General features: G+C 72.8%; 13 protein-coding genes and 1 riboswitch. Of the genes, 5 read left to right on the forward strand and 8 right to left on the reverse strand.

Features of this window, described 5'->3' with window-relative positions:
• Positions 1 to 108: 108 nt before the first annotated feature.
• The gene (locus ACWD4A_RS33400) at positions 109 to 2079 is read right to left on the reverse strand and encodes an anthranilate synthase family protein (protein ID WP_451199887.1); all 1971 of its coding nucleotides are present in this window, start codon (positions 2077 to 2079) and stop codon (positions 109 to 111) included.
• Between the two features lie 98 nt (positions 2080 to 2177).
• A complete protein-coding gene (locus ACWD4A_RS33405) occupies positions 2178 to 2234 on the reverse strand; it encodes a trp operon leader peptide (protein ID WP_451199907.1) in 57 nt (18 codons plus the stop codon).
• 188 nt (positions 2235 to 2422) lie between these two features.
• Between ACWD4A_RS33405 and ACWD4A_RS33410 the strand changes: the two genes are divergently transcribed.
• Together ACWD4A_RS33410 and ACWD4A_RS33415 are read left to right on the forward strand one after the other, a co-directional pair.
• A complete protein-coding gene (locus tag ACWD4A_RS33410; RefSeq protein ID WP_451199889.1) occupies positions 2423 to 3772 on the forward strand; it encodes a class II 3-deoxy-7-phosphoheptulonate synthase in 1350 nt (449 codons plus the stop codon).
• A 151-nt stretch (positions 3773 to 3923) separates the two neighbouring features.
• The gene (locus tag ACWD4A_RS33415; protein ID WP_451199909.1) at positions 3924 to 4190 is read left to right on the forward strand and encodes a (2Fe-2S)-binding protein; all 267 of its coding nucleotides are present in this window, start codon (positions 3924 to 3926) and stop codon (positions 4188 to 4190) included.
• A 36-nt stretch (positions 4191 to 4226) separates the two neighbouring features.
• Here the strand turns inward: ACWD4A_RS33415 and bfr are convergent, their stop codons facing one another.
• Positions 4227 to 4715, reverse strand: a complete 489-nt coding sequence (bfr, locus tag ACWD4A_RS33420) for a bacterioferritin (RefSeq protein WP_451199891.1) — start codon at positions 4713 to 4715, stop codon at positions 4227 to 4229.
• A gap of 153 nt (positions 4716 to 4868) precedes the next feature.
• Here bfr and ACWD4A_RS33425 point away from each other — a divergent pair, with 153 nt between their 5' ends.
• Positions 4869 to 5492 carry a sulfite oxidase-like oxidoreductase gene (locus tag ACWD4A_RS33425; protein ID WP_451199893.1) on the forward strand — a complete coding sequence of 208 codons (624 nt, stop codon included), beginning with the start codon at positions 4869 to 4871 and terminating at the stop codon, positions 5490 to 5492.
• Positions 5493 to 5631: 139 nt separating this feature from the next.
• On the opposite strand, the gene ACWD4A_RS33430 is transcribed toward ACWD4A_RS33425, so the two are convergent.
• From ACWD4A_RS33430 to thiO, 5 genes are all read right to left on the reverse strand, one after another.
• Positions 5632 to 6498: a deoxyribonuclease IV gene (locus ACWD4A_RS33430; RefSeq protein WP_451199910.1), complete on the reverse strand. Its 867-nt coding sequence runs from the start codon at positions 6496 to 6498 to the stop codon at positions 5632 to 5634.
• 30 nt (positions 6499 to 6528) lie between these two features.
• Positions 6529 to 8478, reverse strand: coding sequence for a Stk1 family PASTA domain-containing Ser/Thr kinase (gene pknB, locus ACWD4A_RS33435; RefSeq protein WP_451199894.1), 1950 nt, complete (start codon positions 8476 to 8478; stop codon positions 6529 to 6531).
• A gap of 316 nt (positions 8479 to 8794) precedes the next feature.
• Entirely contained in the window at positions 8795 to 9598 is an 804-nt protein-coding gene (locus tag ACWD4A_RS33440; RefSeq protein WP_451199896.1) for a thiazole synthase, read from the reverse strand.
• Between the two features lie 9 nt (positions 9599 to 9607).
• Entirely contained in the window at positions 9608 to 9847 is a 240-nt protein-coding gene (gene thiS / locus ACWD4A_RS33445) for a sulfur carrier protein ThiS (protein WP_451199898.1), read from the reverse strand.
• The gene (gene thiO, locus ACWD4A_RS33450; protein ID WP_451199900.1) at positions 9844 to 11022 is read right to left on the reverse strand and encodes a glycine oxidase ThiO; all 1179 of its coding nucleotides are present in this window, start codon (positions 11020 to 11022) and stop codon (positions 9844 to 9846) included. The genes thiS and thiO overlap by 4 nt, the downstream gene beginning before the upstream one ends.
• Positions 11019 to 11132: riboswitch (TPP riboswitch) on the reverse strand. It overlaps the preceding gene by 4 nt.
• Positions 11133 to 11308: 176 nt before the next feature.
• On the opposite strand from thiO, the gene ACWD4A_RS33455 reads away from it, so the two are divergent.
• Positions 11309 to 12544, forward strand: a complete 1236-nt coding sequence (locus ACWD4A_RS33455) for an NAD(P)/FAD-dependent oxidoreductase (protein WP_451199903.1) — start codon at positions 11309 to 11311, stop codon at positions 12542 to 12544.
• 124 nt (positions 12545 to 12668) lie between these two features.
• Positions 12669 to 13034: an Rv2175c family DNA-binding protein gene (locus tag ACWD4A_RS33460; RefSeq protein ID WP_451199905.1), complete on the forward strand. Its 366-nt coding sequence runs from the start codon at positions 12669 to 12671 to the stop codon at positions 13032 to 13034.
• Positions 13035 to 13124: the final 90 nt, after the last annotated feature.

Consider the following 13124-nt stretch of genomic DNA (forward strand, 5'->3'; position numbering starts at 1 on the left):
GGACGGGCTGAAATCAGCCCGTCCGGCGTTTGAGGACAGCGCGCGGAGCGTGCTTCGGGGTCTGGGGCGAAGCCCCGGTTCGGGAAGGGGCGGGGCTGGGGAACAGACTCAGACCAGCACCCTTGCCAGCAACTCGGCCACCAGCGTCGACCCCGACAGGGTCAGGATCGACTCCGGGTGGAATTGCGCGCCGGCGAAGCCGGGCCCCCGGAGGGCGTGCACGTCCCCGGTCGCCACATCACGGCTCAGCTCCACCCGGTGCATCGCCAGCTCCCCCTCGGCGGCGGCCGAGCAGCGCGCGGTGAACGTGTTGTAGAACCCCACCGTCTCCGTCCGCCCGAAGAAGTCGATCCGCTCCTGCGCCCCCTGGAACGGCACCGCCTTCCGTACGATCTCCAACCCCAGCTCCGCCGCGATCAGTTCGTGCCCGAGGCACACGCCCAACAAGGAGGTGCGGCCCGAAGGGCCTCGATGAGGGGTGGTGGTCGGGCGACGGGCGGGCCCGTGCCGGTGCCCGCGCAGGAGCTCCGCGGTCAGGCCGCGCAGCAGCCGCATCTTGGGGTCGGCCGTGTCGGAGGGGTTGCCGGGGCCGGGGCCCAGCACCACCGGCCCCTCGTGCGCCAGCGCGGCCTCGCGGAGCCCCGGCTCGTCGTAGCGCCGGACCGTGACCGTCAGCCCCGAGGTGCGCAGCAGGTGCGCGAGCATCGCCGTGAAGGTGTCCTCGCCGTCGACGACGAGCGCGTGCCCGTCGAGCCGGGCCGTCGACGCCGTGTCCTGCATCCGCAGCCAGAAGGGGGCCAGGTCCTCGCGGCGGGCGTCCAGCGCGGCCCGCACCTCGGGGTCGTCGGCGAGCCGTACGGCGGGCGCGGCCGGACCGGCGCGGCGCCCGGTCCGCACCCCGAGCGCCGCCAGCACGCCCGCCGCCTTGGCGTGGGTCTCGGCGACCTCGCCGTACGGATCGGAGTGCCGGACCAGCGTCGCGCCGACCGCCAGCCGCAGCCCGCCGCGCCGGTCGATGTCGGCGGTGCGGATCAGGATCGGCGAGTCCAGCGTCCGGGCGCCGCCCGGGTCCCGCCCGATGAGCGCGAGCGCGCCCGCGTAATAGCCGCGGCCCCGCGGCTCGTACCGCTCGATGACGCGGCACGCGTTCTGCACCGGCGAACCGGTCACGGTCGCCGCGAACATCGTCTCCCGCAGCACGTCCCGCACGTCCAGCGAGGTGCGCCCCCGCAGCTCGTACTCGGTGTGGGCCAGATGCGCCATCTCCTTCAGCCGCGGCCCGACGACCACACCCCCCATGTCGCCGACCGTGCACATCATCTTGAGCTCCTCGTCCACGACCATGGACAGCTCCTCCACCTCCTTGCGGTCGTGCAGGAAGGCCAGCAGCCCGTCCCGGTCGGGGCCCCCGTCGGGGTAGCGGTAGGTGCCGCTGATCGGGTTCATCACGACGGTGCCCCCGGCCATCCGTACGTGCACCTCAGGGCTGGCGCCGATCAGCGTCCGGCCGCCGGTGTGCACGACGTACGTCCAGTACGCGCCGCGCTCGCCCGCCAGCAGCCGGCGGTAGAGGGCCAGGGCGTCGGCCGCGGAGAACCCGTGGATCTCGCCCTCGAAGGTCCGGCGGATGACGAAGTTGGCGCCCTCCCCGGTGCCGATCCCGTCCTCGATCACCCGCTCGACAATCCGCGCGTACTCCTCGTCGGACACGTCGAAGGCACCGCCCTCCACCCGCACCTCGTGCGCGGGCAGCGCGGCCAGGACCTCGGCCAGCGGCAGCTCGTACGCCTCCTCGGGCAGCAGCACCGCCAGCGGCGTGCCGTCGTCGCGGACGTCGAAGCCGCGCTCGCGGATCTGCCGGAACGGGACGAGGGCGAGCGCGTCGAGGGCCGGCCCGCCACCGGTGGGCGCGGCCTCGGGCAGGGGGATGTCCGCCAGCAGTCCGACCTCCGTCACCGGGCCGGTCAGCAGCTCGACGGTGTCGTCCGCCCGGCCGGGGGTGCGGCGGTGCAGCAGGGCGAACGGCGGGCAGGCGGGGTCGGTCAGGCAGGCGAGGAGGGCGGGGGTGTCGCCGGTCATGTCGGGGTTCCTTCCGGTGAGGGAGAGGAACGGCCCCGGATACGCCGAAGGCCGCCCCTCCGGGCGGCCTTCGCGGTGCGTTTTCGATGTACGCGCGATCAGTGGGCCGCCGGTCGAGCGGTCCACCACCAGTTCACGTTGGTCACTGCGTACATGCCCCGCACCCTACCGGACGGCCCGCGGGCGGGGAGGGATCCGGGAGGTGGCGGGGAAGCGCGCACCGGGGCGCGCGGCAGCGGACGCGCCGTGAGCGGCGGGTTTTCGCCATGACCCGGTGTGTATGGTCCGTCTCACAGTGCGGTCCGGCGGCCGGACCGCCGTCGCGACCCCGTAGGGTTGGAGCGTGACCGTGAACGCTGAAATCCACGCCGGTGGCAACACCTGGCGCTCCCTTCCCGCGGCGCAGCAGCCTGACTGGCCGGACCAAGAGGCTCTGCGCGATGTGATCGCCGAGCTCGAGTCCTATCCGCCTCTCGTCTTCGCGGGCGAGTGCGACCAGCTGCGCCAGCGCCTGGGAGCCGTCGCCCGTGGTGAGGCGTTCCTGCTGCAGGGCGGCGACTGTGCCGAGGCGTTCGACGCCGTCGGCGCCGACCAGATCCGCAACAAGCTCAAGACGCTGCTCCAGATGGGCGCTGTGCTGACCTACGCGGGCTCCGTGCCCGTCGTGAAGGTGGGCCGGATCGCCGGTCAGTACAGCAAGCCGCGCTCCAAGCCGACCGAGACCCGCGACGGCGTCACCCTGCCGACCTACCGCGGCGACTCCGTCAACGGCTTCGCCTTCACCCCCGAGGCCCGGACGCCGGACCCGCAGCGGCTGAAGCGGATGTACCAGGCATCGGCCTCCACCCTGAACCTCGTCCGCGCCTTCACCACCGGTGGTTACGCGGACCTGCGCCAGGTGCACGCCTGGAACCAGGACTTCGTGAAGTCCTCCCCGTCCGGGCAGCGCTACGAGGCCCTCGCCCGCGAGATCGACCGGGCGATGAACTTCATGAACGCCTGCGGGGTGGACCCGGAGGAGTTCAAGACCGTCGAGTTCTACGCCTCCCACGAGGCGCTCGTCCTCGACTACGAGTCGGCGCTCACCCGCGTCGACTCGCGGACCGGCAACCTCTACGACGTGTCGGGCCACATGGTCTGGATCGGTGAGCGGACCCGCCAGCTGGACGGGGCGCACATCGAATTCGCGTCGAAGATCCGCAACCCGATCGGGGTGAAGCTCGGCCCGACGACCACGCCCGAGGACGCGCTGACGCTGATCGAGCGGCTCGACCCGGAGCGCGAGCCCGGCCGGCTGACCTTCATCAGCCGCATGGGCGCCGACAAGGTCCGGGACAAGCTCCCGACCCTGGTGGAGAAGGTCACGGCGTCCGGCGCCCAGGTCGCCTGGATCTGCGACCCGATGCACGGCAACACCTTCGAGGCGGCCTCGGGCCACAAGACCCGCCGTTTCGACGACGTGCTGGACGAGGTCAAGGGCTTCTTCGAGGTCCACAAGGGCCTCGGCACCCACCCGGGCGGCATCCACGTCGAGCTGACCGGTGACGACGTCACGGAGTGCGTGGGCGGCGGCGACGAGATCTTCGTCGACGACCTGCACCAGCGCTACGAGACGGCCTGCGACCCGCGGCTCAACCGCAGCCAGTCGCTGGACCTGGCCTTCCTCGTCGCGGAGATGTACCGCGACCAGTAAGGCGACCTGTCAGGACGTCCCGTAAGGGCCGACGACAGCACGAGTGGGGCCCGGATCGAGTGATCCGGGCCCCACTGCGTTGTCTTTCCGCCACCGGGCCGGGTAAGGTAAGGGTTACCTTATTGATCAACCCGGTAGGGCGGTGAACCGCGTGTACGTCTGCTCGTGCTTCGGCATCACGGAGCAGCAGGTGCGTGAGCACGCGGCCAAGGGGGCGTGCACGCCCCGCCAGATAGCCTCCGAGAGCAAGGCGGGCACCGACTGCGGCAGCTGTGTGCGCCGCATCCAGGCCCTCCTCGGCCGTGGCGCGTGCCCGCGCCGCGAGCTCACCGAGCAGGGTGAGCGCGATGTGCTGGGCGGCGAGGCGCTGCCGCACATACCGCGGGCGCCCCGGGTGGCGCAGGCCCAGGCGGCCTGATCCCGCCCCTCCCTCAGGGTCCCGGTCAGCCCCGGGTCAGTCGGCCCCGCCGTTCGACTGCTCGATGAACTGGGCGATGTACAGCGGCTCGCCGAGCTTCTCGATCAGCTCCAGCTGGGTGTCCAGGTAGTCGATGTGCTCCTCCTCGTCCGCGAGGATCGACTCGAAGATGTTCGCCGAGGTGATGTCGCCCTTGGCCCGCATGACCTCCACGCCGCGCTTGAGCCGGTCGATGGCCTCGACCTCCACCTGCCGGTCGGCCTGGAACATCTCCACGATCGTCTGCCCGATCCGCACATGGAACAGCCGCTGGTAGTTGGGCAGCCCCTCCAGGAAGAGGATCCGGTCGGTCAGCACCTCCGCGTGCCGCATCTCGTCGAACGACTCGGCGCGGGTGTGCGCCGCGATTTTCGTCCAGCCGAGGTGTTCCTGCATCTTCGCGTGCAGGAAGTACTGGTTGATGGCGGTCAGCTCGGCGGTCAGCTGCTCGTTGAGGAATTCGATGACCTCGGGGTCGCCCTGCATTGCGCAGGCTCCTTCCAACAGGATGTCCGGCAGATTGCGCGCATCCTCGCACCGACCTTTGGGGCCGTCCAGTAAGTTCACACTTAGTGGGAGTTGTCCTTATGACGGAGGCCCTGGTCATCGGCATGCTCCGAGGTCTGACACCATGGAGGTATGGGTCAGTCGGAAAGCCGCGAGGGAGAACATCTTGAGCTCCCCCCGGGGCAGCGTCTCCAGCGCGGATGGCCGGTGACGCACTACGGGCCGGTCCCGAGGTTCCGGCCGGAGCGCTGGGAGTTCCGCGTCTTCGGGTCCACCGCCGACGGTGAGAAGCACTGCTGGACGCACGACGAGTTCTCCGCCCTGCCGTACGCGACGGTCGTCGCCGACCTGCACTGCGTCACGAAGTACAGCATGCTGGGCGCCGAATGGGGCGGTGTGCCGACCCGTACGATCCTCGAACTCGCCCCGCCCGCGCCCGAGGTCACGCATGTGATGGTGTGGGCGGAGTACGGCTTCAGCTCCAACCTCCGGCTGTCCGACTTCGCGTCGGAGCAGAGCATTTTCGCCACCCACAAGGACGGTGAGCTGCTCACCGCCGAGCACGGCTTTCCGGTACGCCTCGTGGTCCCCCACCTCTATGCGTGGAAGGGGCCCAAATGGGTGCGCGGCGTGGAATACATGACCGCCGACCGGCGGGGCTTCTGGGAAGAACGCGGCTACCACAACATCGGTGACCCCTGGCAGGAACAACGCTATTCCTACCAGGAAAAGCCGGGCGAGGGTCCGGAACTCTGACGTCGGCCGTCCCGCCATTGCGGACTACGGTCCGCGAAATCCAGCCCGTCCTGGGGGCACCTCCTGGGGGTCCCCCCAGACGGAGTCTGGGGGAGGTAGCTGGGGGAGATTGAGGACAACGCGGCGAAGCCGTGTCGCGTCAGAGCGCGGCGGCGCCGTCCCGGAGTGACTTCAGCCGCGCCACATCCGCCGCATGGCCCGCCGGACCACCCGGCGTCTCGATCGTGAGGGGCACACCCTCCGTCGCGGGGTGCGCGAAAAGCTCCGCGAAAGGGTCCGCCCCGATATGGCCCGAGCCGATGTTCTCGTGGCGGTCCCGATGGGCGCCCACCGCCTCCTTGGAGTCATTGGCGTGGATCAGCCGCAGCCGCCCCTCGCCCACGACGGAGACCAGTTCGTCGAGGGTCCGCTTCATGCCGCCGGTCTCCGCGAGGTCGTGGCCCGCGGCGAAGACGTGGCACGTGTCCAGGCACACCCCGAGCTTCGGGTGCCGCTCCAGCGCGTCGAAGTAGGGGCCCAGGTCCTCCACCAGTGAGCAGAGTGACGAGCCCTGACCCGCCGTCGGCTCCAGCAGCAGCCACGGGTCGTCGTCGTGGGTCAGCTCGTCCAGCAGCGGCAACAGCCGCTCGTGGACCTGCGCCAGGGCCTCCCGGCGCGGGCGGCCGCCGGTCGCCGAGCCGGTGTGGACGACGACCCCGAGGGCGCCGATCGCCCGCCCCCGGCGCAGCGAGTGCCGCAGCGACTCCCCGGACAGCTCGACCGTCGCCTCGGTGTGCGAACCGAAGTTGATCAGGTACGGGGCGTGCACCCAGACCGGCAGCGACTCCTCCGCGCAGGCCGCCCGGAACTCCTCGTCCTGCCGGGGATTACCCTCCGGAGTCGCCCAGCCCCGCGGGTTGGCGACGAAGACCTGCACCGTCTCGGCGCCCATCTCCCGCGCGTACGGCAGGCCGGTCCGGGCGAGACCCCCGGCGACGGGGATGTGCCCGCCGACGGGGTTGCGCAGGCGCGGGGGCGAAAGGGGAGTACGCACGGTCTAGAAGCCGCCCTTGAGCTTGATGGTGATGGTGTCGCCCTTGACGGCCTTGTCGCCGCCCTTGACGGACTGGCTGTCGACGGAGTCCCGGGGGAAGAAGAACGGCCGGTCCACCTCGACCTTGAAACCCGCCGCCGTGAGGGCCTGCTTGGCGTCGGCCTCGCTCTTCCCGGTGACGTCCGGGACCGTCACCATCTCCTTGCCCTTGGAGAGGGTGAGGGTGATGGTGTCGCCCTTGGCCGCCTTGTCGCCGTCGCCGGGGGACTGCGCCGCCACCCCGCCCTGGGGGACGTCGGAGTAGACCTGGGCGTCCGCGACCTGGACCTTGAAGCCCTTGTCCTGGAGAGCGGACGTCGCGGCTGCGACGGAGAGGCCCTGCACCTTCGGCACGCTCAGGGCCTCGCCCTTGCTGACGGTCAGCGCGACCGGGGAGTCCGGCCGGCGCTGCGAACCCGGCTTGGGATCGGTGGCCAGCACCGCGCCCGCCGGGGTCTCGCCGCTGAACTGCTTGCCGACCTCGCCGACCGTCAGCCCCGCGCCCTCGATCTTCTTCTTCGCCTCGTCGAAGGGCATGCCGACGACGTTGGGCACCTCCGCCCTCGCGGGGCCCCTGGACACGGTGATCGTCACCGTGCCGGTGTTCCGCACCCGGCTGCCGGGGCCGGGGTCGGTCGCGATGACGTGGCCCTGCTCGACGGTGTCGCTGAAGTCCTGCTTCGTCTTCACCCCGAGCCCGGCCTTGCCGAGTTCCTGCTCGGCCTTCTCCTGGGTCATGTCCAGGACGGCCGGGACGGTCGTGAACTGGCCGGAGCTGATGTACCAGATGCCCGTGCCCACCACGGCGAGCAGCACGGCCGCGAGCACGGCGAGCAGCCCGCGGCTCGGACGGCGCCGGAACCCGCGCGTTCGGGGCGCGGCGGGGCCGGGCGGGACGGGGGGAGCGGGCGGCCGTTCCAGCCGCGTGGTGCGGCCCAGCCCCTCGTCCACCGGCTCCGGCCGCGCCGCGGCGGGCCGGGGGATCACGCTCGTACGGTCCTCGGAGCCGGACGGCGCGCCCGGCTCCGGCGTGCGCGCCTGCGGCGGCAGGGTGTCCAACTGCTCGTCGGACAGCTCCGCCCGCGCCGCGCGGACCTCGGCCAGCAGGCCCACCGCGTCGGCCGGGCGCCGCTGCGGGTCGCGGGCGGTGGCCGTGGCCACGAGCCCGTCCAGCCGCGGCGCCAGCCCCGGGACCGCCGCCGACGGCGGCGGCACGTCCTCGTGCAGGTGCTGGTAGAGGACCTGGGCGGGGGTGCTGCCGGCGTGCGGCTTGGCGCCGGTGAGCATCTCGTAGAGGACGACGCCGCAGGCGTAGACGTCCACGCGGGTGTCGGCGGTGCCGTGCTCCATCTGCTCGGGCGCCAGGTAGGACACCGTCCCCAGGACCGAGCCGGTGGACGCCGTGGTCGTGGTGTCCACGGCCCGTACGAGCCCGAAGTCGGCGACCTTCACCCGGCCGTCGTCGCCGATCAGCACGTTCTCGGGCTTCATGTCGCGGTGGACCAGCCCCGCGAGGTGGGCCGCGCCCAGCGCCGCGAGCACCGGCTCCACTATGTCGAGGGCCGCCCTCGGCTGGAGGGCGCCGCGCTCCCGCAGCACGTCGCGCAGGGTGCAGCCGGCCACGTACTCCATCGCGAGGTAGACGTACGTGCCGTCCGTGCCCTGGTCGAAGACGCCCACCACGTTCGGGTGGTCGAGCCGGGCCACGGACTTGGCCTCGCGGATGAAGCGCTCCACGAACGCCTCGTCGGCGGCGAGCGCCGGGTGCATCACCTTCAGCGCGAGCACCCGGTCGAGGCGGGTGTCCAGGGCGCGGTAGACCGTGGCCATGCCGCCGACGGCGATCCGGGCCTCGACCCGGTAGCGGCCGTCCAGCACATGCCCGACGAGCGGGTCCCCTAGCGTCGTATCCACGTCAGAAGTCTATGAGCCACCACGGGAAGCCCCCTAGCGCCCCGGGCCCGCCGTGCCTGCGGCGGGCTTTTCCCCTACCCGCCCCTTCCCGAAACTGGGGGAGACCCCCGGACCCCCGACCGCGCTCCGCGCGGTGTCCTCAAACGCCGGACGGGCTGGATGTGCGGACCGTGGTTCTTTGACCTGCGGCCCGCAGGCTTGCGGCCCGCAGGCTGCGGACTGCGGACTGCGCCGGCAAAATCAGCCCGTCCGGCGATTGAGGACGCGGCCGCAGGCCGCTCCCGCCGCAGGCGGCAGACGACCCGCAGTCAGAGAACTACGCGCCGCTGAACGCCGGCCGCTCCGGGTCGAAATCCGCCAAGCCCTCCGCAGGAGACGAGGCCTCGGCGAAATGACGCCGCGGAATCCGCCCGGCCCGGTACGCCAGCCGCCCCGCCTCGACGGCATGTCGCATCGCCTCCGCCATCAGCACCGGCTCCTGCGCCCGGGTCACCGCCGAGGCGAGCATCACCGCCGCGCACCCCAGTTCCATCGCGATGGCCGCGTCCGACGCGGTGCCCGCGCCCGCGTCCAGGATCACCGGCACCCCGGCGCGCTCGGTGATCAGCTGGAAGTTGTGCGGATTGCGGATGCCGAGGCCGGAGCCGATCGGCGACCCCAGCGGCATGATCGCGGCGCAGCCCGCGTCCTCCAGCCGACGGGCGAGCACCGGGTCGTCGTTGGTGTAGGGCAGCACGGTGAAGCCGTCGTCCACCAGGATCTCCGCCGCGTCCAGGAGCTCGACCGGGTCGGGCAGCAGCGTCCGCTCGTCGGCGATCACCTCCAGCTTGACCCAGTCCGTCCCGAGCGCCTCCCGGGCCAGCCGCGCGGTGAGCACCGCCTCGCCCGCGGTGAAGCAGCCCGCCGTGTTCGGCAGGACGCGGATGTCGTGCTTCCGGAGCAGGGACAGCACCGAGCCCCGGACGTTCGTGTCCAGCCGCCGCATCGCGACGGTGGTCAGCTCGGTGCCGGAGGCGAGCAGCGCCCGCTCCAGGATGTCCAGGCTGGGCGCGCCGCCCGTGCCCATGATCAGGCGGGACGTGAAGGTGGTGCCGGCGATGGTGAGCAGGTCATCTGCCATCAGGGCTGATCAGCCTCCCTGCACTGCGGTGAGGACCTCGACGCGGTCGCCCTCGCCGAGGGTGGTCGCGGCCCACTGGCCGCGCGGGACGACGGCCTCGTTCACGGCGGCGGCGACCCCGCTGTGCGCGCTGGTCAGGCCGGCCACCAGACCGTCGAGGGTCAGGCCCCGGGGTATCGCGCGGCTCTCGCCGTTGACGCTGATGCCGATGTGGGCCTCGGGGCTGTCGGTGGGGTCGGTGGGGTTCATGCGGGCAGCTCCTGGAGCGCGTTCGAAAAGCGTAGGGGCGAGAAGGGGCGGGCCTCTTCGGGCAGCCGTCCGGTGGTCAGCGCCGTCGCCATCACCTCGCCCGTCAGCGGGGTGAGCAGCACGCCGTTGCGGTGGTGGCCGGTGGCGGCGAGCAGGCCGGGCAGGGCCGTCGGGCCCAGCAGGGGGGCGTTGTCGGGGGAGCCGGGGCGCAGCCCGGCGAGGGCCTCCACCCATGGCAGTTCGGTGATGCCGGGCACCAGCTCGTGCGCGTCGCGCAGCAGCTCGTAGACGCCGCCCGCGGTGACGGTGGTGTCCCAGCCGAGTTCCTCGGTCGTCGCGCCGACGACCAGCTCGCCGTTCTCGCGCGGCACCAGGTACACGTGCCCGCCGCGCACCACCGCCCGCACCGTCCGGGAGAGGAACGGCGCGTACGCCGCGGGCACGCGCAGCCGCAGGATCTGGCCCTTGACCGGGCGCACGGGCGGCAGGACGTGCTCGGGGACGCCCGCGAGGGTGCCGCTGCGGCTGCCCGCGGCGAGCACGGTCCGCCAGGCGGAGACCCGGGTGCCGTCCGCGAGCTCGGCGCCGGAGGCCCGGTCGTGCGAGATCAGCAGCCGCACCGCCGCGGTGCGGTGGAGGACGACGCCCGCCCGTTCGCAGGCGGTGAGCAGCGCCGCGGCGAGCCGCCGGGGGTCGGTCTGGTGGTCGCCGTCGACGCGCACGCCCCCGCGCACGCCCGGCGCGAGCATCGGTTCGAGCCGACGGCACTCGCGGCCCGACAGCCACTCCGAGTCCAGCCCGGACCGCTGCTGGAGGGCGTGGAGCTCCCGCAGATGGGCCCGGTCGTCGGCGTCGAGCGCGACGGCGAGCGTGCCGCAGGCGCGATAGCCGGTGTCCCGGCCGCTCGCCTCCTCCAGCTCCGCGGTGAACTCCGGATAGCGCCGTGCGGACGCCAGGTTGAGCGCGAGCAGCTCCTGCTCGCCGTAGTGCAGCTCGGTCACCGCGGCGAGCATCCCGGCCGCGACCTGCGCGGCGCCGCCGCCCGGGTCGGGGTCCGCGAGGGCGACGCGCAGCCCCCGCTGCGCGGCACGCCACGCCGTGACCAGGCCGATGATCCCGCCGCCGACGACCAGGGCGTCGTACGCCCCCGGTGACGCTGTGGAAGACGCGTGCATGGGCGTCCAGCTCCTCCCTTCGCCGGCATGACCCGGATCAGGTTCGTACGGTCGGAGGCCGGCCAGCCTCCCTCTCAGCCCGGTGCGTCCGGGCTCCCGCGAGTGCTTGTTCAGCGGCCACCCTAGTACGCGCCGCGAACCGTCCGGAAGGCCGGACGGAGGCGACCGGGCGCCGCGCCGGGGGGCGTGCGCGGCACCGGAGCGCGCCAAACGCCGTGACGTTGTGTCAGAGGTCTCGTCACGCGGTGCTCCGGTCCGGACCGGCCGCCGCCCTACAGTTGATCGGGTGAGCGAGCACCGGAACGAACCGCAGACCGCCGGCGAGCGGCGCGCCGTCATCGTCGGCGCCGGCATGGCCGGGGTGCAGACCGCCGTGGCCCTGCGCGAACAGGGCTGGACCGGCACCATCACCCTGCTGGGGGCCGAGCCCCACCAGCCGTACGACAGGCCACCGCTGTCCAAGGCCGTGCTCCTCGGCAAGGCGGAGGGCTCCGCCTTCGAGGTGGACTTCGCCTCCCTCGGCATAGACCTGGAGCTCGGGCGCGAGGCCGTCCGGCTGCGCGCCGACGAGCACCTGCTGGACACGTCCGCGGGCACCGTCGCCTACGACGTGCTGGTCATCGCCACCGGCGCGCAGCCCGTCGAGCTGCCCGGCAGCGAGGGCATGCCCGGCGTGCACCTGCTGCGCACCCTGGACGACGCCGAGCGGCTGCGCCCGGTGCTGGCCGGACAGCGCGACGTGGTGGCCGTCGGCGCGGGCTGGATCGGCGCCGAGTTCGCCACCGCCGCCCGCGAGGCGGGCTGCCGGGTGACGGTCGTCGAGGCCGCGGACCGCCCGCTGGCGGGCGCCCTGCCCGCCGAGGTCGCCGCCCACATGGCCGACTGGTACGCCGCCAGCGGCGCCCGGCTGCTCACCGGCGCCCGCGTGGCCACTGTGGAGCCCGGCGCCGTGGTGCTGGCCGACGGCACCCGGCTGCCCGCGGACGCCGTCGTCGTCGGCATCGGGGCGCGGCCCGCCACCGACTGGCTGGCGGGCTCGGGCATCGCGCTCGCCCCCGACCGCTCGGTGGTCACCGACGACCGGCTGCGCACCTCGCTGCCCGACGTCTACGCGGTCGGTGACTGCGCGTCCTTCCCGTCCGCCCGCTACGGCGAGCGGCTCCTGGTGCACCACTGGGACAACGCCCTCCAGGGCCCGCGCACCGTCGCCGGGAACATCGTGCACGGCACCGCCGAGGGGCCCGTCTACGACCCGGTGCCGTACTTCTGGTCCGAGCAGTTCGGCCGGTTCGTGCAGTACGCGGGCCATCACGACGACAGCGACGAGCTCATCTGGCGCGGCGACCCGGCCGGGGCCGCCTGGACGGTGTGCTGGGTGCGCGGGGATGTCCTCGTCGCCCTTCTGGCCGTCGGCCGGCCGCGCGACCTGGCGCAGGGCCGCAAGCTCATCGAGCGCGGCGCGGCCATCGACCGGGCGAAGGCCGCGGACGCGTCGGTGCAGCTGAGGGCGGCCGCCGTGTGAGGGGCGCGCCGGGGGTTCCGGGCGCTTCCCCGAGGCTCCTTCCGGGGTGTCCTGACGGGCCGCTGACGTCAGGTCGGGTCAACCCGGCTACCGACTGTCAGTCCCAGATGGCAGGCTTGTTCCCGTGACCGAGATTGACGCAAAGATCGATGCTCTCGTCCCCGCCTGGCTCAACCTCCCCGACATCGCGGAAATGCTCGATGTCGAGGTGACGCGCGTCCGCCAGCTGGTCAAGGAAGGCCAGCTGATCGCCGTGCGCCGAGGCGAGAACCGAGTGCTCATGGTGCCCGCCGACTTCATCGGCGAGGGCAAGGTGATCAAGGGCCTGGCCGGGACCTTGACGCTGCTGAAGGACGACGGGTTCAGCGACGAGGAAATGCTGGAGTGGCTCTTCACTCCGGACCCGACCCTGCCCGGCACCCCCGCGCAGGCCCTGCGCGAGAATCGCGGCACGGAGGTGAAGCGCCGCGCCCAGGCGCTGGCCGTCTGACCCGTCCGCGGGCGCTGTAGACGCCGAGAGAAAACCGTCCGGTGCGGGGGGGGGGGCCCCCCCCCCCCCCCCCACCCCCCACCCCCGGGG

This window comes from Streptomyces sp. NPDC002537, assembly GCF_053594975.1.

What these genes read in the sequence shown, in the direction of transcription:
- ACWD4A_RS33400 (WP_451199887.1), bottom strand. Translation starts at nt 2,079, where the DNA reads ATGACCGGCGACACCCCCGCCCTCCTCGCCTGCCTGACCGACCCCGCC.
- ACWD4A_RS33425 (WP_451199893.1), top strand. Translation starts at nt 4,869, where the DNA reads ATGGGTCAGTCGGAAAGCCGCGAGGGAGAACATCTTGAGCTCCCCCCG.
- thiS (WP_451199898.1), bottom strand. Translation starts at nt 9,847, where the DNA reads ATGAACCCCACCGACCCCACCGACAGCCCCGAGGCCCACATCGGCATC.
- thiO (WP_451199900.1), bottom strand. Translation starts at nt 11,022, where the DNA reads ATGCACGCGTCTTCCACAGCGTCACCGGGGGCGTACGACGCCCTGGTC.
- bfr (WP_451199891.1), bottom strand. Translation starts at nt 4,715, where the DNA reads ATGCAGGGCGACCCCGAGGTCATCGAATTCCTCAACGAGCAGCTGACC.
- ACWD4A_RS33440 (WP_451199896.1), bottom strand. Translation starts at nt 9,598, where the DNA reads ATGGCAGATGACCTGCTCACCATCGCCGGCACCACCTTCACGTCCCGC.